At 60.2% G+C, this 16615-nt stretch carries 16 protein-coding genes and 4 pseudogenes; 6 read left to right on the top strand and 14 right to left on the bottom strand.

Annotation, left to right across the window (positions count from 1 at the left end):
• Positions 1-2 precede the first annotated feature (2 nt).
• Positions 3-1526 (bottom strand): sulfatase, encoded by a 1524-nt coding sequence (locus ABLE71_RS23085; protein ID WP_348785820.1) that lies wholly within the window; start codon positions 1524-1526, stop codon positions 3-5.
• A gap of 85 nt (positions 1527-1611) precedes the next feature.
• On the opposite strand from ABLE71_RS23085, the gene ABLE71_RS23080 reads away from it, so the two are divergent.
• Entirely contained in the window at positions 1612-2541 is a 930-nt protein-coding gene (locus ABLE71_RS23080; protein ID WP_348785819.1) for a LysR family transcriptional regulator, read from the top strand.
• 325 nt (positions 2542-2866) lie between these two features.
• On the opposite strand, the gene ABLE71_RS23075 is transcribed toward ABLE71_RS23080, so the two are convergent.
• Together ABLE71_RS23075 and ABLE71_RS23070 are read right to left on the bottom strand one after the other, a co-directional pair.
• Positions 2867-3427: a hypothetical protein gene (locus tag ABLE71_RS23075; protein ID WP_348785818.1), complete on the bottom strand. Its 561-nt coding sequence runs from the start codon at positions 3425-3427 to the stop codon at positions 2867-2869.
• Positions 3428-3538: 111 nt separating this feature from the next.
• Positions 3539-3958, bottom strand: a complete 420-nt coding sequence (locus ABLE71_RS23070; RefSeq protein ID WP_348785817.1) for a universal stress protein — start codon at positions 3956-3958, stop codon at positions 3539-3541.
• A gap of 185 nt (positions 3959-4143) precedes the next feature.
• Between ABLE71_RS23070 and ABLE71_RS23065 the strand changes: the two genes are divergently transcribed.
• Positions 4144-4320 (top strand): hypothetical protein, encoded by a 177-nt coding sequence (locus ABLE71_RS23065; RefSeq protein ID WP_348785816.1) that lies wholly within the window; start codon positions 4144-4146, stop codon positions 4318-4320.
• Between the two features lie 706 nt (positions 4321-5026).
• Here ABLE71_RS23065 and ABLE71_RS23060 read toward each other — a convergent pair.
• From ABLE71_RS23060 to ABLE71_RS23020, 9 genes and pseudogenes are all read right to left on the bottom strand, one after another.
• Positions 5027-5335 (bottom strand): annotated as a pseudogene (locus tag ABLE71_RS23060) (IS21 family transposase); the annotation flags it as partial.
• Positions 5336-5589: 254 nt separating this feature from the next.
• Positions 5590-5871, bottom strand: a complete 282-nt coding sequence (locus tag ABLE71_RS23055) for a hypothetical protein (RefSeq protein ID WP_348785815.1) — start codon at positions 5869-5871, stop codon at positions 5590-5592.
• 443 nt (positions 5872-6314) lie between these two features.
• A complete protein-coding gene (locus ABLE71_RS23050) occupies positions 6315-7484 on the bottom strand; it encodes an ABC transporter permease (protein ID WP_348785814.1) in 1170 nt (389 codons plus the stop codon).
• Entirely contained in the window at positions 7481-8455 is a 975-nt protein-coding gene (locus tag ABLE71_RS23045; protein WP_348785813.1) for an ABC transporter ATP-binding protein, read from the bottom strand. Before ABLE71_RS23045 ends, ABLE71_RS23050 begins: the two co-directional genes overlap by 4 nt.
• Positions 8456-8457: 2 nt before the next feature.
• Positions 8458-9408, bottom strand: a complete 951-nt coding sequence (locus tag ABLE71_RS23040; protein WP_348785812.1) for an HlyD family efflux transporter periplasmic adaptor subunit — start codon at positions 9406-9408, stop codon at positions 8458-8460.
• Positions 9409-9452: 44 nt separating this feature from the next.
• Entirely contained in the window at positions 9453-10082 is a 630-nt protein-coding gene (locus ABLE71_RS23035; RefSeq protein ID WP_348785811.1) for a TetR/AcrR family transcriptional regulator, read from the bottom strand.
• Between the two features lie 74 nt (positions 10083-10156).
• Positions 10157-11056: an SDR family oxidoreductase gene (locus ABLE71_RS23030; RefSeq protein WP_348785810.1), complete on the bottom strand. Its 900-nt coding sequence runs from the start codon at positions 11054-11056 to the stop codon at positions 10157-10159.
• 40 nt (positions 11057-11096) lie between these two features.
• Complete coding sequence (locus ABLE71_RS23025) at positions 11097-11912, bottom strand: class III extradiol ring-cleavage dioxygenase (RefSeq protein ID WP_348785809.1); 816 nt, start codon at positions 11910-11912, stop codon at positions 11097-11099.
• Positions 11909-12319 carry a DoxX family protein gene (locus tag ABLE71_RS23020; protein WP_348785808.1) on the bottom strand — a complete coding sequence of 137 codons (411 nt, stop codon included), beginning with the start codon at positions 12317-12319 and terminating at the stop codon, positions 11909-11911. Before ABLE71_RS23020 ends, ABLE71_RS23025 begins: the two co-directional genes overlap by 4 nt.
• A 114-nt stretch (positions 12320-12433) precedes the next feature.
• On the opposite strand from ABLE71_RS23020, the gene ABLE71_RS23015 reads away from it, so the two are divergent.
• Positions 12434-12823 carry a helix-turn-helix domain-containing protein gene (locus ABLE71_RS23015; protein ID WP_348785807.1) on the top strand — a complete coding sequence of 130 codons (390 nt, stop codon included), beginning with the start codon at positions 12434-12436 and terminating at the stop codon, positions 12821-12823.
• A gap of 76 nt (positions 12824-12899) precedes the next feature.
• Here the strand turns inward: ABLE71_RS23015 and ABLE71_RS23010 are convergent, their stop codons facing one another.
• Entirely contained in the window at positions 12900-13151 is a 252-nt protein-coding gene (locus ABLE71_RS23010) for a hypothetical protein (protein WP_348785806.1), read from the bottom strand.
• Positions 13152-13802: 651 nt separating this feature from the next.
• Between ABLE71_RS23010 and ABLE71_RS23005 the strand changes: the two are divergent.
• The 3 pseudogenes from ABLE71_RS23005 to ABLE71_RS22995 all read left to right on the top strand — a co-directional run.
• Positions 13803-14340 (top strand): annotated as a pseudogene (locus ABLE71_RS23005) (IS5 family transposase); the annotation flags it as partial.
• Positions 14341-14434: 94 nt separating this feature from the next.
• A pseudogene (locus tag ABLE71_RS23000) lies at positions 14435-15364 on the top strand (IS5 family transposase).
• A 153-nt stretch (positions 15365-15517) separates the two neighbouring features.
• Positions 15518-15949: pseudogene (locus ABLE71_RS22995) on the top strand (transposase); the annotation flags it as partial.
• 68 nt (positions 15950-16017) lie between these two features.
• Here the strand turns inward: ABLE71_RS22995 and ABLE71_RS22990 are convergent.
• Positions 16018-16572: a TetR/AcrR family transcriptional regulator gene (locus tag ABLE71_RS22990; protein ID WP_348785805.1), complete on the bottom strand. Its 555-nt coding sequence runs from the start codon at positions 16570-16572 to the stop codon at positions 16018-16020.
• Positions 16573-16615 lie beyond the last annotated feature (43 nt).

Here is a 16615-nt window from a genome sequence, read left to right as displayed (position 1 = left end):
GACTATTCCACCGCGGCCGTATCGAGCGACATCCAGGCAAAATATTCCGGCGGCGCATCATGCTCGCGCAGGATGCGGATCGCCGCCCGACGGAGCCGTGCCTCCACCGCCGGATCGTGGATCGGATTGAGCTGATTTGGATCGCTCGCATTGTGGTAGATCGCGGACTTGAAGGCACCGAACTTCGTGCCGTCCAGCCCGGGTGGCCGCCGCGCCTCGTTCAGCGCATCATACCGCAGCACCTTCTGGCCCTTGGTGAAGTCGAACGGTTCGGCCAGCGCGGCAGTCATCATCTCGTTGCCGTTGAAGAAGCCGGTCATGTGGGTCGGCATCAGCGTGTATTCTCCGAGCCGCTCGTCGAACAGGTTCTCCGGATAGCGGAAATAGCTGTACTCGCCGTCGGTGACGCCGATCGGCCCACCGAACATGCCGAATATGATGGCTTCTGGACCCGGCGCGCCGGCGATCAGCGGCAGCAGCGAGCGGCCGGTGACCTCGGGCGGGCAGGCCCGGTCGAACATGTCGAGAAGCGTCGGCATCAGGTCCGTCGTCTGCGTCAACGCATCAATGCGCGCGCCGGCGCGGTCAGCGAAGTGAGGGTAATGCATGATCAGCGGGATATGCGAAATCTCCTCGTAGTAGGGAGTCAGGTTCTTGCCCCACCAGTCGTGCTCGGAAAGCAGGAACCCGTGATCGGTGGTGAGGATGAGACAGGTATCCTTCCACAGATCGTGCTCGTCGAAATAGTCGAGCAGCTTTCCGAAATAGGCGTCGCACATGGCAACCAGCGCGGCATAGTTGGCCCTGATCTCGGCGATCTCGGTCTCGTTCTCTCGGACGGGAGCATATTTCGGCCAGTCGAGGATCGGGCCGTTGTAGGCGGTGCGATAGGCGTCCTTGTATCGGTCGGGTGCGTGGAAGGGTTCGTGCGGATCGAAGCACTCCAGATGCAGCATCCAGTTATCGGCGCCGCGATTGTCGTCGAGAAAGCGGAACGTCCGCTCGAAGCATTGCGGGCCGGGAAACTCTTCTTCCAGCGTGACCTTCTCGCGGTTGACCTGGTGCTGGCGTCGCTTGGGTTCGGTCGGCACGTTGTAGTGCTTATCCGAATACATCTCCTTGAAGCGCTTAATGGGATGCTCGACCATGGCGATCCACGGGTCGTACTCCTGGCCGCGGATGAATTCCCAGGACCGATACCGGCTATGATAGGTCGCGCCGCCGTCCTCGAAATAGTGGAAATGATCGCTGATGAGGTGAGTGTAGATGCCGGACGATTTAAGGATTTCCGGCATTGAATTGTCGAAAGGCTCGAGCGGACCCCAAGACCGGTGCATGAAGTTCAGACGTCCGGTGTGAATGTCGCGGCGCGCCGGCATGCAGGGAAGCGAGCCGGCATAGTGCTTGTCGAAGGTCACGGCACGGCGCGCAAAGCGATCGAAATTCGGCGTTGCAACCTGCTCGCCACCATAGCAGCCGAGTGCGGTGCGGTTGAGCGAATCGAAGAGCACGAAGATCGCCCGCATAGAGTTCCTCCCATTCGCGTCCATGCTAGACGTGCCGGAGCGGAGAGGGTAATAGTTCTCGATATATCAGGTATAACTGAAATCGATGGACCAGATCGGGCGTATTCGGCATTTCCTGGCAGTGGCCGAGTTCGGCAGCGTCCAGAGCGCGGCGCGCAGCCTCAACATCAGCCAGCCGGCGCTGTCGAAATCGCTGCGCCTGTTGGAGGAGCATCTGCGCACGCCACTTTTCGACCGGTCGGCACGCGGCGTCGTTCTCACCGAGATGGGGCAGGTCTTTTACCGGCGCGCCCGCAATATCCAGGCCGAATGGGACGGATCCTTGATTGAACTCGGCGCGACGCGTGACGGAGCGCAGGGGGAACTGCGGATCGGCATAGGCCCGACTTACGCGGTGGTGTTTATGCCACGCCTATTGGCCCGGCTTACACGCGACTATCCCAATCTGCGCGTCTCGGTTCGGACGGGGGTGGGAACCCTGCTGATCCCGGCGCTGCAGGCCGGCGAGATCAGCCTCTACGCGGGCGGCTTGCGGAAGCCGGACGAGGCGAGTGGCGAAACGCTAGAGGAACTCTTTCTCTACGACCAGCCGAACTGCATCGTGGCATCGAGCACCGCTCCGCTCGCCGCGCAAGCCGAAGTCCAGTTGCAGGAACTCGCGCGGCGTCCTTGGGTAATGCTCAGTTACGACAGCATCGCTAGGGAGCAGGTTGACCGGCTTTTCAAATCAAGAGGGATTGTCGGTCCGAAATCCGTCGTGTCCACCGAATCGCTCGAACTGGCCCTGGAACTCGTGCGGCGAGACGGCTTCCTTACAAGCTTGCCTCGGCCGCTCCTCCACCTGGACATCAATACAGATCTGTCGGCGCTGAAGGTGCGCGGCTACGAGTGGACGATCAGGAGCGGGGTCACCTATCGCCGTTCGATGCGTTCGCTTGCCCCGGTAAGGTCGATACTGCGCATGCTGAGGGAAGATGTTGCTGGACTGGGCTTGGCTAAGCCGGCTGAAGAGTAGTCGCGTTGGTGTTGAGGATGTCGCGTCGCGGTTGCGATAGGCGATTTCGAGGAAACCCATTGCGGCGTAGAAACAACCCGGATCCACGTTAGCCAAGCGCCAAGCTGTCTCACCGGGCGGGACCACCTGTGTTGGATTGTCGGCGAAGCTACGATCAGCCTCAGCCAAACCGCCTTCCTTGTCGGGTTTGTAAGTGGGTGACTCCGAGACGGCGGGTCGCGGATGGTTGCGCCCCTCTGTTGCCTCTAGGTCGTCGAAGAAATCATCAATCCAGCCACAGCGTAGCTCTGGGACGTAGATCTTGGGAGCCGCTGCGCCTGCTGCCTCATCGAGTTTCTCTAAGGGAGGCGCCAAATCCAATGATAGCAAGGCCCTGAAACAGTCCATCCAGGGCGAGTATAACCGATGACGCCGGCGGCATGCGAAAGACCCACACTGCAACGACGCACAGTCCGCTGATCGCGCCCAAGCAGCCAGAGGCGAGAATCCAGCTCGCGGCCTTACGCGGGAAGGCCGTTGAGCCGATCCATAGCCGAGCAGCAACAGACGATCCAAGAAAGGTGCACACAAGGATCAACGAGAGGGTGTCGGCAATCTGCTCGTCGAAGTACAAGACTATGCCCACGCCTATGGAGGATACCGCCAAGACAATCCAGTCGAAGTAGATGGCACCGGTTCCGGTTCTTACGACGAAAAGGATGATCGCAATGCCGCCAAACAAGGCCGAGCTCCCACCAAAGTGACCCGGAAGCGGCATGATCGCCAATGTACTCGCAAGTGTCAGCGCGCCGAATGTGACGAGCAGAATACCCAACGCCACAAGCCTGGAGCCGTCACTCTCGCCCGCAAAGCGGTTTGTGCTGTGTCGGCGCTGGCGTGCGATCACCCGCTTTATCATCTCCGTTATACGCAGCCTCACGATCCTCATTCCGTCATGTGCTTGGTCACTCGTGTCTTGCAATTTCGGCCGCACTTCTGTGCTGCCGCGTCGCCGAATTCAGTGCGACGTCATCGCGGGAACGGAAGTCTCCTTCAGGATTGCCCGCGTCACGCCGCCGAACAGCAATTGCCGCGACCTGCTGTGGCTCTGGGCGCCCATGACGATCAGGTCAGCCCGGTGATGAGCAGCAGCGTTCGGGATGGTCTGGGCAACAGGGGTGCCGTTTGAACTGAGTTGCTCAATCTCAACTTTGGCGCCATGTCGCGCCAGATGACCCGCGATGTTGGCGCCGGCCTCTTCGCCATGGCGGTCGGCGGTGACGGCAGCATCGACAATCAGGATTTTCACGGAATGGGCAGTCGACAGCAGCGGCAATGCATCCGTGATCGCCCGGCGCGCTTCCTTGCTGGCATTCCAGGTGATCACAATCGGATCCCCGACCGTGTCCGAAGCCCAACCCGTCGGCACGACCAGCACCGGAACCCACTCGTGAGCAGGAGGCGATCGGGAAGCCAATGTGGCGGCAGGTCGTGCGGCTCCGTCTTAGCGACGATCACGAGATCCGCGTACAGCGAATTGAGGACAACATTCCGATCGTCCTGGCTGTTCAGGATGAGCCTGAACTCTGCCGGAAGGTCGTTGCACCTTGAAATATCGGCAAAATGTCGTCCAATCCCGAGAACCGAACGTTCCTCCTCCAGGCGCCAGCGTTCTCCGACGGCGCGAATTGCCGCTTCGCCACGCACAAATCCGTCATGAACATGACTGATAGCGGGCACGACATAAACGCCGATCAGGTGGGCCGCGTAGCGTTGCGCCAGATCGACGGCGATTCGTAGACGACTTGTGCTCGCCGGTGCCGAATCAACAAAACGACAATATCCTTGAGCGACATATGCCTAACCGCCACCGCGTCGCCGAAACCCGGCGCCCTGCACCGGCCCCGGCGGCTGAAACCGAAGCGATCACCACCCATCAGGACGTGCCGCACCCCATCGGGTCCCGACCGGTCTCCAAAGGCCGGTAGTTTGACGTATCCACTTGGCAATATCCAGACCGATTGTGGTAATCTTTTCCATGGACGGCTCTCCCTCACGTGACTTTCGACAGCCACACTATGGCACCTCGATGCCGGGAGCGGAGGCCGTCAACCCCATCAGGTCACTGTGGCTGCCGCTGGCTAGGAAGGCTTCAAATGAGGCGCACGACAGCCGAGAAGACGGTGGTGGTGACGCGAAAGGTGGCCTATCCGATCGATCGACTTTTCCGGCCGCGCCTTCGATTTTTGGTCCGTCCGCTAGCGGTGTCTCTGCTTGCGGATAGTGCGATTCTCATACCTTCCCGGGCCGAAACAAGTTCAGTTGCGGGCATGGGTCGTGCCGGCACTATTCCCGAGGCCGCGGTCCGCGAACACCATTGCTGCGGGTGAGAGGTGTCCTAGTCCCTTCATCCGTCCAACAACGCCTTCTGATTTCCCCAGCGTGCCTTCGCATAGGACAGGCTCGAAGACAAAGATATGTGCCGCCCGCGTCTTGCCGCCGGTCAAATTGCCACCGGGACTGTGCCGCCGCCGTAGTCGATGAACAGCTTCTCCCCCGGAATCATGATCCTGCCGCATCGTAACAGGCAGATTAGAGCTCCCCAGCCACGGTAGAGATCTCAGAAATGGCTGCAGCGGTAACTGACCGGCTGGCGCCTGCAGCGTCACATGTTTTACGCTTCAGCTCCCGGTAGGCCTCCGACCAGTCCGGCTCCGGCGCGGCGATGGCCGGTCTTCGTGGCTGCCGCCTTGTAGAGGGCGGCCTCCGGAGCCGCGTCGCTGACATCCTCGGCAAGCGGCCAGGAAAGTCCCGCATCCGCAGCACACCGCAGCCCGCCTTCCACCCGCCTGCGGCCATAGACAATACGCTCCAGCATTGGCAGGATTTTGAAAAAATGCTGAGCACTCGTGGCTATCGGCTTGGCGCCACACCACATCCCTTTGGCGCTACGAAGCACGGGACGCACCGGCAGCGCCGAGCGGATGATCCTCCACGGCGACTGGATGAGTTGCGCGGATCATATCGGCGGCACCACGCTTGGTAACATTCTCCGGTGGGACTTAGGAGTCAATTTCTCAGTTCGCCGGCCATAACTAGCAAGACTAATTGCCGAACAGCCCTCTGTGTCCCGAGATCTTTTAAATCGCGGCCGTAGATGCCGCCGATCATGAAATTGTCGGTGTAGTCGGTGTCCCAGAATTGGACGACGCTGCCGAAAGAGCCGCCGGCAAAGACGCCGCTGAAGACATGGATATCGTCCTTCGCGTTTGGCGCTTCAGGGCTGACGAACGGGTCTTGCGTCGCGAGATAGATGAAGGGGGCGCTTTCGCCCGCATGGGCTACGCTCACTGACGCCATCAGCAAGGGCTGCACTGAGGCTGGTTTTGATATCGCTCATCGAATTCCCCCGAATCACACTGCCGATCGGGCAGCAAGTTTGACATCTGTATGACCGCGATCACAACCCTATTCTCGCGTGCTCATGATCGAGACAATAATTTCGCAGGGATTATTGACGGCCGAGGCCGGGCGGAAACGGCGCCGAGCAAGATTGGCCAGGCGACACTGCGATGACGTGATGCCCATGGCAGTCGGGTTCTTTACCTTAGCCGCTGGGAAAAGCCGCCGAAATTCAGCGGTCTCTTAAGCCGGTGAATGCGGAATGGGGCACCGGTCAGCGCTCGTTGCTCTCAACGCGTGTCCAAGGTCCGAGAACCAGCGTGGTTCGAGGTCTCCGGTCGGCTACGAGCGCCCTCGTTTCCCACCTGCCCAAGGAGAGCGGCGAGTCCCGCTCAGTCCAACGTTTGCCGGAACCGGTTGACAGCCACCGCCATCGCGACCAGCGTGAACAGGCCTAGCGCGCCGACGGGTATTGCCAGATGCGACAGGTCTGCCCCTTTCAACATGATGCCGCGAACGATCCTGAGGTAATGGGTCATTGGCAGCGTCTCGCCAATCCATTGGGCCCAGTCGGGCATGCCATTGAAAGGAAACATGAAGCCCGAGAGGAGTATGTTGGGCAGAAAGAAAAAGAAGGACATCTGAACGGCCTGCAACTGGTTCTCGGCCACGGTGGAAAACGTGTAGCCGACGGCAAGATTTGCGATGACGAAGAGCGTCGTGAGCGCCAACAGCAGTGCAAGACTTCCGACGATCGGAACGTCGAACAGCAGCCAGGCCGCCGACAGGATGAGCACCATCTGGAATGCACCGACAAGAACGTAGGGGGCGATCTTTCCAAACATGATCTCGACCGGCCTGATCGGCATCGCCAGAAGGCTCTCCATGGTCGAGCGCTCGATCTCGCGCGTGACTGAAAGCGCGGTGAAGATGAGCATCGTCATGGACAGGATCGTGCCCATTAGCCCTGGAACGATGTTGAGGTGCGTGTCCCCGACCGGATTGTACCGTCGATGAATTCGGATCTCGTAGGGCGGAGGCGTCGAGGCGAGAGCCGCGGTTGGTCCGATGAGATCGCGTTCGAAAGCCCGCGCTGCGATCCCTTCCAGAGCCCCGACAGCGTTCACCGTGGCGGAAGGGTCCGTGGCATCGGCGATGACGAGAAGCGCGGGACGCTCGCCGCGAACGAGCTGGCGACCAAAGTCGGATGGTATTTGAACTCCGAACTGGACGGCACCAGACAGGATCAAGTCGTCAAGTTCGCTTTCACTCGCCACCCTCTCGCGAATGTCGAAATAGCCGGTCGTCCGCATCGCGCCGAGGAAAGACCGTGTGAAGACGCTTTCGTCCCGCGCCAGCACGGCTGTTCGAAGTTCCTTCGGATCGGTGTTGATCGCATACCCGAAAAGAAGGAGCTGGACCAGAGAGATGAAAATCATCGAAATCAGCGTCACCCGATCGCGTCGCAACTGGATGAATTCCTTGACAAGGACCGCCACAAAGCGCCGCCATGCCGCCACGGGTCCCCGCGTGGTTCGCGGATATGTCAGCGGCGAGGTCATTCGAAGTTGTCGCGGCCGCGCTCCATCAGGTCGATAAATACGTCTTCGAGCGTCGGCTGGTCGCGACGCCAGCTGTAGCGTTCGTCAGCTCTTGCCGCCTCAGTGGCGCGCATGAGCAGCGCGGGGTCTCTCCCCGCCACATGCAGCGCCGAACCGAAGGGCGCGACAATGTCGACCCCGGGCCGCTCTCGAAGCGTCTCGGCAAGTTGACGCAAGTCTATGCCGGTCACGGTCCACATCTCAAGACCCGACTGCGCAACGACCTCAGCCACTGTTCCCTCGGCAAGCAGGCGGCCGTAGGCGATATAGGCTATCTCGTGGCAGCGCTCGGCCTCGTCCATGTAGTGCGTCGAAACGAGCACTGTCAGGCCCTCTCCCGCAAGACGATGGATTTCGTCCCAAAAGTCGCGTCTCGCTTTCGGGTCGACACCAGCGGTCGGTTCGTCCAGAAGAAGAAGTTGCGGACCTGGCAAAATACTGGCGCCAAGAGCGACACGCTGCTTCCAGCCGCCAGACAGCTCCCCAGCAAGCTGATGCGCCCGGTTCTCCAGACCGAGGTGATGCAAGGCATCTCCCGCCGCTCCCCTCGGATCGTCCAGCCCATGAATGCGGGCCACAAATTCGAGGTTCTCACGGATCGAAAGATCCTCATAAAGCGAGAAGCGCTGCGTCATGTAGCCGACATGGCGCTTGATCTCATCCGATTGAGTGAGGATATCGTATCCCAAGCACGTCCCACGGCCAGCGTCGGGAGTAAGCAGGCCACAAAGCATGCGTATCGTCGTCGTCTTGCCGCTGCCGTTCGGGCCTAGGAACCCGTAGATGAGGCCGCGACGGACCTCCATGCCAAGGTCAGAGACGACGGTTCGGCCGTTGAACGATTTCGTCAGGCCGGAAACTTCGATGACGATGTCTTCCGGAAACGCCTCGGAGGCTTTGATTTGTTGTGGAGACCGGGGGTGGGAGTCCATGATTATCTCTTCACCGCTACCGCATCAGTTGTTGGAGCTACGGTGACCGGAAGTCCGACGGGCAGGGCATGCTCATTGTCGATGAGGCGTGCTTCTACCTTGAATACAAGTTTGGAACGTTCTTCCTCGCTGAAAATGACTGGCGGCGTGAACTCGGCTTCCCTGGCGATAAAAGTAATGCGGCCTTCGATGTCGGGCGCACATCCGTCACAGCTCACCAGGATAGCGCCGCCGAGCGAAAGGGCAGAAAGAGCGGGCTCGGGCACAAAAAAACGAATCCGCAGATTGCCGTCAGGCAACAGGGCCAGCACAGGGGTGCCTGCCGCGACGACCTCGCCGGCGCGGTAGAAGACATCCTCCACACGGCCCACTTCAGGGGCCTTGACTTCCGCTTTGGCGATCCGTTCTGACGCCTCTGCCAGCGCGGCTTTTGCCGCGTCGACAGCGGCTTTGGCCGCGCGAATATCGTTGTCACGGCCACCGAGCCCGGCTGCAACAATCTGCCGCCGAATTTCCTCCTGGGCAGCGCTATTCTGTTGATGTGCCGCTTCGGCCTGTTCGACAAGAGCCTTCGACGCTACCCCCTTGCGGAAGAGTTCGCGCTGACGGTCGAGTTCGATGGCGGAGAGCTGACTTGCCGTTGCGGCGCGGCGCTCCGACGCCCTGAGAACCTCGATCTCTTCAGGCCTCTGTTGGGGAGCCTCGACGTTCCGCAATCTTGCTTGCGCCTCGCGCAAACGAGCTTCTGCCTGCTGAAGTTGTATCTCCTTGAGAGCAGTATCCTGTCTAAACAACGTCTGATTCCGTTGAACGTCATCGCCAGAATCTACGTGCATCCGAAAGATCGCTCCCGCTTCTTCCGCGGAAACATAGATCGTCTGACCCTCGACATAACCTTGGAATCGGAACAGCGACGCATCGCTTCTCGGATTCGTCAGAAAGAGGGCTGGCAACACCACTCCTGCTGCTATCATCACAAGGCCGGCCCGACGCATTATCATAGATCCGATCGCATGGCTCGCTGCAGCAGGTCGAGATGGGATTCAATCATGGCTCCCAAATCGAGGGGCTCGACGTCCTGGAACAGATCGTTCCAGGTTATAGCCACCAGGACGGATGCGACCGCAAGCTGTGGAAAGCGAACCAGGACATCCGATCCGAATTCGCCCCGCTCACACGCGCGCTGCGCGATTTGCTTCAGGAACTCCATGACAGGATGCACGAGTTCCCGGTGACAGAACGCCGCAATCTCCGGAAATCGGCCGACCTCCGACAGGATAAGCCGCGCGATCACCTCGCGATTCGTACCGAGAAATTCGTTTCGCACCCAGTGGGAAAGGAGACCAAATACCGTTTGCGCCGATAGATCCTGCGCCAGCAATTCAGTTCGCAAGATATCGACAGGCAGCACGATAGTGGACCGTATCAGCTCTTCGAATACCGCCTGCTTCGAGGGGAAGTAGAGATAGATCGTGCCTTTGGCGATGCCCGCCCGGGTCGCGATATCCTCAAGACGCGTTGCGCCAAGACCTTTCTCGGCGAAGGCGTCCAGAGCCGCGTTCAATATCGATTGGAGCCGTGCTTGCCGTTCCTCGTCGGAACGTGCCGCTCGAAATTTCTCAGCCATAGAAAGACTATAGTGACTGAAAAGTCAGTCAGCAAGGCCCGAGATGGCGAGCCTCGCATTTTGCGTCCAGGCTCTCAAGCGGCGCCCGGTTCCAGCAGCGACGCGGCGTTCTTGCCGAGGAAATCGCGCACGCTGGCAGGCGCTTTCCCGGTGAGATCTTTCACCGCATTGGTGCTGACGGCCATATGGCCTTTTGCAATTGCTTCGTCAAAGGACGCGAAGGCCTCCGCCATGGACGGCGGCAATCCATTGGCGATCATCCCGGCACGAAGGTCATCCACGGTAATCGGGACATAGGTGATCGTCTTGCCGGATAGGTCCGACAGTATCGCAGCGAGATCGGCCTGTGAGACGAGGTCCGGACCGGTGACGTCGTAGGTTTTTGTTTCGGTTTCGTGCATCAAAGCGGCCGCTGCCGCCCTCGCGCAATCTTCGCGGGTGACATAGCCCGCTCGGCCCTGGCCCGTAGCGGCAAACAGTTGGCCAGATGTGATGGCTTGCGGTGCGCTCATCAGGAACAGATCGGTGTAGAGGTTGTTGCGCAGGATGGTATGTGGGATGCCGCTTTCAACCAAGAGAGCCTCGGTTTCCCGGTGATCAACGGCAAATGTGATCGGCGAGTCCGGGCCAGGGTTGGTAAGCGACGTGTAGACGATGTGCTCAACGCCAGCGGCCACCGCGGCCTCGATCGCTCCGTTGTGAGCAACCAGGCGCTTTCCGGGCTCCAGGGCGTCGGTGCTGATGATCAGCAACCGCTTGGCTCCGGCGAAAGCATTCTTGAGGCCCACCGGATTACTGAAATCGGCGCTGCGCACCTCGATGCCCTGCGCGGCCAGCCGCGTCAGTTTATCCACCGACCGCGTCGTAGCGATCACCGGTCCGGCTCCGCCCTCCAGCAGCAGTTCCACAACCCGGCGGCCTAGCTGGCCCGAGGCCCCGGTGACCAGAAACGGCCCGTTCTGCATTGCTGTCATGATCTTGCTCCTTGAGGTTCAGATTTGAATTGGAGTCGCATCAGCCAAAACGGAATGCGGATTCGACCGCGCCCATCACCACATCGTTCAGCACCTTGACGCCGATATCGGCTCCGGCGGCTCCCGCCACCACATGCAGCGGCAGGAAATGTTCCTCTCGCGGGTGGGCATCGCGGGCAGCGGACGCGCGCGTCCAGTCCATCAGCGCCGCATTGCGCGCGCTCGGATCCGGGTCGGTCACCGCCCCGGTCAGCCAGTCGTCAAAGACCTGCGAAGCCGGCTCCACGTCCTGCGTCCCGCCGCGCATCCTCTTCATCAGCACGCCCATGTTGTGATAGCTCATGCCGCTGCCCAGGATCAGCACGCCCTCGTCACGCAGGGGCTCCAGGGCGGCTCCCATCGCCAGATGCGCCGCCGGGTCGTAATCGGCACGCAGCGACAGTTGCACCACCGGCACGTCCGCCTCGGGAAATACCAGCTTCAGCGGGATGAATACCCCGTGATCATAACCCCGCGCGGCGTCGCCTCGCACCGAAAACCCCGCCGACCCAACCAGATCCATGACCCGCGCCGCCAGATCCGGTGATCCGGGTGCGGGAAAGCTCAACTGATAAGTATGTGCCGGAAATCCGTAATAGTCGAACAGCAGCTGCGGCTTGGTGCCGGTCTGCACCGTGACCTGCGCTTCCTCCCAATGGCCCGAAATTACCAGCGCGGCTTTGGGCTTTTCCGGCAGGCTGGCCTGTACCCCGCGCAGAAAGCGCGCCATCCGGTCCCAGGTGTGCGGAGGATCCCAGTCCATGAAGAAACATGGTCCGCCACCATGCGGGATGAACAGGGTGGGCATCCTGCTCACGTCAGCGCTGCTTTCGGCTGGATCGGAAGCTTGCGATAGCGGCCCCAGACAACAAACAGCGCCAGCGCCAGCAAAATGGCGTTGATTGGCCCGACCATTGCGATATCGCCTTGCGATATGTGAACGGGCACCGCCAGGATTTGAATGATAGCAAATCCCAGCGCCGCCAGCGGCGTGAGCAATGGCTGTATGCGGGTCAAGGCAGGCACGAGAATACCGATCGCACCGGCCAGCTCCGCCGTACCGATAAACCGGACCAGCCATGACGGAACATTGCCCGGCCAGGTCAGCATCGCCGCAAGGTCGGGTAGAGGCATGGTCACCTTCATGAAGCCGGCCGCCCCGAACACCATGGCGAGCAGGATCTGGGCGGCCCACAACGAGATATTCAAGTTTCTTGCCGACATCGCTTTCCTCCATAGTGCGTTTTTGATACTTTCATCCTATTCGTAATCAACGCCATGGGAAGTAGGCACGTGCGGATAAGTATGTTACCTGCGTGTAACCATGAAGGTGAAGCCGTGAACGTTGAGATCTCGATCGATGCCGCCGGCCCCATCGCTCCCGACCTCTGTCCGGTGCGACCGCTACTGGACCGGATGGCTGACAAGTGGAGCCTTCTCGTGATCGCACGATTGGCTGAGGCACCGGGGAGTCGACTGCGGTTCTCAAAATTGATGCGCGCTGTTGGAGGGGTATCGCAGCGCATGCTGACGACGACTCTCCGCAACCTCGAGCGCGACGGGCTTGTCATCCGTGAAGTGTTCGCGGAAGTTCCCCCTCGGGTCGAGTATGAGCTGACCGAAAGAGGAAAGAGCTTTCTCATTCCGGTCCGCACGCTGATCGGTTGGCTGGAAGCCAACTGGCCTGACATACAGCGCAGTCGTGAACTCTACGACAAGAATGAGTGAAACAACTATTTACAGGCGTTTTATATTTCGAAAAAAAATCCGGATTTTCACACAAAGCTCAATCGAGCAATGGTCGTCACAATACGCCTTGGACTAACCCACTCCGCGATCGCGGCGGCAAGGAGGCCGTCCGCGCCTTGAAGGCGAGCAACCTTAGCGCCGAAAGTTCGCAGAGACTGGCGACGATGGCGCCGTGCGGCGCCCCTATCATCGGATTTCCAATGTGATGCTCGGCAAAGCAAAGCTTCAGGATGACGCGATCGGCGGCAATCCGGGGCTCAATGTTCAGGAACCGGGCAAAAGGCGGAATGGCCAGAAATTTGACCAACGAGGGGACTTTCACTTTTGGGCTCGCCGGCTGTGGAAGACAACTTTGAGCTCATGATACGGATTGATTGCGGTCCGCGCGTACCGACCATGAACGTCTCACTTCCTAACTCGAATATCATCCCGGGTTCCTCTCCTCCAGCATGCCTACGCACTGAGCTACCTGATCAGACAATGCGCCGTATTTTGCGTGGCAGACGACAGATTGCCCTGGCGGGGCGTCGATGTGAAGTCGACGTTCAGACCGATCGTAGCCACGGGAGCCTAAAGATTTGCTAGCACAACAAGTCCGAAAATGGAATCGAGAGCGGTGGTGATTATCCGGTTGAGAGGCCTCACACCCGGGGCCAACTCGAATTGACCGTTGAAGGGAATGCGGATCTCGACTCGCGAGAGATCATTGAACGAACTCCAGGCGAAGGGCTTCAAAAAGCTTGTTGCTCCTTATGAAGTATCTCGCCAGAGTGTCCAGGCGGTCTGATCGTGCGCTGGTTGATACGTTGTTAACAAGATTGGTGTTCACTCAGCGCACCTGTATTTTGCCTAGGCCGTGGTGACGATTTTAACTATTTAAGCGGCTTTGGTGCATGGATCGCATTTTAAGGATTTACCGATAGGCCGGTGCGATCACCAACGAGACGATCGTCGCCTGATGCCTTTCAAACACAATGCGTGTCGCCGTCACCGAATACCGAAGATGAAGTACAAGGTGACGAACTGGCCGCAGTACGAGGCGGGGCTTCGCCCTCGCGGCAGCCTGACATTGTGGGTGCCGCCGGAAGCCTTGGCCGCGTGGGGGGCACCACGACGAAAAACCCGCGGCGGTCAGCTCTGCTATTCCGATCTCGCCATCGAGACGGTGCTCACGCTGGGCTGCATGTTCGGGCTTCGTCTGCGCCAGAGCGAGGGATTGATGCTCTCGCTGCTCGATCTGATGGGTCTTGATCTGCCGGTTCCCGATCATACGACGCTGAGCCGCAGGGCGCAGAGATGGAGCCATCGGCCAAACGGCAGCGGCATCCCGAGGACGGCCGCTGTATGTCGTGGTCGACAGCACCGCGTTGAAAGTCTATGGCGCCGGCCAATGGTGGGAGGAGAAGCATAGCACCAAATCGTTCCGGACCTGGCACAAGCTGCATCTGGCGCTCAATGCCGACAGTGGCGAAATCATCGCTCACAGCCTGACCGATCTCGGGCCTTTTTGCAAAATTGGCGGGTTGTGATTCCCAGTTTTTGTAATGGGGATTTCGCGATGACGACGAAGCCAAGGGTCAATTCAGTTTCGTGGAGGCGCTGCTGCCGCAGGGCGTAGGCCGGAATGGCCGGCTGGATCGGCTGTCGTTGCTGGTGACGTGGTATCGGTTCGAGAAGGTCCTGGCTCGGCTGCGCCAGCCCAATGCGCCGGGCCGGCCAGCGTGCTGGTGATGTTCAAGGCGCTGCTGCTGCAATCGCTCTACGGACTGTCGGACAGCGAGTTGGAAGACGCACTCGCCGATCGGCTGTCGTTCCGCCGCTTTGTCGGGCTTGCGCTCGAGGAGAGGGTACCCGACCACACCACGCTCAACCGCTTCCGCAATCTTCTCGTCGAGGCTGGACTGCTGGAGAAGCTGTTCGGCGAACTGGACCGTCAATTGGATCAGGCCGGCCTGATCCTGCGGCGCGGCACGATGCTGGACGCCACGGTGATCGAGACGGCGGCGGCGCGGCCGCCCGGTGGAGCGGCGGATGAGAGGACGACCTCGGGGCGATCCCGATGCCGGCTTCACGCGCCGACAGGGCAAGGCAGGCTTCTCCTACGGCTACAAGGCGCATGTCGGTGTCGACCAGGGTTCCGGCTTGATCCGCAGGGTCAGCACGACGGCCGTCAACGACACGGTCGAGGCGGACGGCCTGATCTGCGGCGACGAGGGCGCGGTGCTGGCGGATGCCGCCTATCACACCAAGGCGCGCGAACTGGCGCTGAAAGAGCGCGGCATCAAGGCGCGGCTGATGCGCCGGCCCAACAAGCATCATCCGCAATTGCCGGTGCGCCTGAAGCGCTTCAACCGGCTGATCGCAACGCAGCGCTTCGCCGTCGAGACCACCTTCGCCACCTGGAAGAATCGCATGCGGCTTTGTGTCATCCGCTACCGCGGGCTGGCCAAAGCGGCCGCACAGGTTCTCGTCGCCGCGATGGCCTTCAACATGCGCCGCTGGGTCACGATCGCAGCCTGATCCAGGGCCGTATTGCGCCCGAAATCCCGCACAGAGACCAAACTCTAATCCTTCCGACCACAAATCGGCGCCACCGAGCGCCATTTCGCGGACTTCAAGTTCCCCCCACCTGGAAAGCCCAATAACGCAACGAGGCCCGATCAGGGTACCGACGATCCCTCGCAGGTCGAGCCGCTGCTCGATCGGATTGATGCAGAGATCGGACAGTTCACGGCCGACGTAGCCTATGACGGCGTTCCCACCTACGGTGCCGTCCAGAAACACAGTGCTGCCGCAAGGATTGTAATTCCGCCCCGTATCACGGCGGGGACGGGGGGTGCTACCGGACCACCCGGTTAGAGGAATGGTCACATCAGGGCGATCACAAATGACGGAGTATTGAAATGGCAGGCGTCCACCGGCTATGGCAAGCGCGCTCTGATCGAGACCGCCATCGGGCGTTACAAAGGGCTGATCGGCCGCCGCCTGCGGGCCCGTTCCCTTTCGGCCCAGCAGACCGAGGTCGCTATCGGCTGCGCCGCTCTCAACTGCATGCTCGACTGCGCCCGCCCGCGGTCCGTCCGCTGTCCCCCAGGCACGGCATGACAGCCGACATCAAAGACACGGTTGTGTGCGCCCACCTCATCTGGACGACACGCTCAAGCGGAAACGACTCAGCCTTGTCTCGCCATATCGTGAAGCTTACCGACGACCAAGTATCGTTCTTCCTCGGTCAGCACGTCGATGTCGAGCAGAGAGAGGCAACGCAGCCCCTCGAGCGCCAGGAATACGACGAGCGCAGAACATTCATCAGAAGCGTTGCAGCGAATCTTGTCGACCAGCCGGCGGCTGAACTGCCGGACAGGAAGCAAAAGGTCGGGATTTTCAACCAGAGCCGTCAAGAAACCCGATGCCGGCGGCAGCCCCTCCCTGCAATCCGTCTCGTAGAGCTCGACGCAGGCTGCGATGACGCTGTCCGGCTTGCCCTGCTTCATCTCCGTCTTTTCGAGCAAACCATTCTCGAACTTATCGAGATGATAGGCAACGATTGCCTCAAGCAGCTTCTTCTTGGAGGGGAAATTGTACAGAAGGCCGCCCTTCGAGACGCCCGCGCGATGAGCGACGGCATCGAGCGACACATGTCCCGGCCCTACCTCCTTGGCCAGTTCGACGGCTGCCGCAATAATTTTGCCGCGCGAATTCGGCCTGCCCAATATCGCTGTTGTCATTGTTTTCCTCCGAAGGCCAACTGTAGTCTCGATTGACATTGCC

Source organism: Mesorhizobium sp. KR9-304 (assembly GCF_040049215.1).
In the GTDB taxonomy this organism is placed as follows: domain Bacteria; phylum Pseudomonadota; class Alphaproteobacteria; order Rhizobiales; family Rhizobiaceae; genus Mesorhizobium_K.
The sequence above is the reverse complement of the archived record's forward strand: the minus strand, read 5'-3'. Positions and strand labels throughout refer to the sequence as shown.

Bases quoted from the DNA above. Each gene is read 5' to 3' on its own strand.
- ABLE71_RS23085 (WP_348785820.1), bottom strand. From the start codon at position 1,526: ATGCGGGCGATCTTCGTGCTCTTCGATTCGCTCAACCGCACCGCACTC.
- ABLE71_RS23080 (WP_348785819.1), top strand. From the start codon at position 1,612: ATGGACCAGATCGGGCGTATTCGGCATTTCCTGGCAGTGGCCGAGTTC.
- ABLE71_RS23065 (WP_348785816.1), top strand. From the start codon at position 4,144: ATGTCGTCCAATCCCGAGAACCGAACGTTCCTCCTCCAGGCGCCAGCG.
- ABLE71_RS23050 (WP_348785814.1), bottom strand. From the start codon at position 7,484: ATGACCTCGCCGCTGACATATCCGCGAACCACGCGGGGACCCGTGGCG.
- ABLE71_RS23045 (WP_348785813.1), bottom strand. From the start codon at position 8,455: ATGGACTCCCACCCCCGGTCTCCACAACAAATCAAAGCCTCCGAGGCG.
- ABLE71_RS23035 (WP_348785811.1), bottom strand. From the start codon at position 10,082: ATGGCTGAGAAATTTCGAGCGGCACGTTCCGACGAGGAACGGCAAGCA.
- ABLE71_RS23030 (WP_348785810.1), bottom strand. From the start codon at position 11,056: ATGACAGCAATGCAGAACGGGCCGTTTCTGGTCACCGGGGCCTCGGGC.
- ABLE71_RS23020 (WP_348785808.1), bottom strand. From the start codon at position 12,319: ATGTCGGCAAGAAACTTGAATATCTCGTTGTGGGCCGCCCAGATCCTG.
- ABLE71_RS22990 (WP_348785805.1), bottom strand. From the start codon at position 16,572: ATGACAACAGCGATATTGGGCAGGCCGAATTCGCGCGGCAAAATTATT.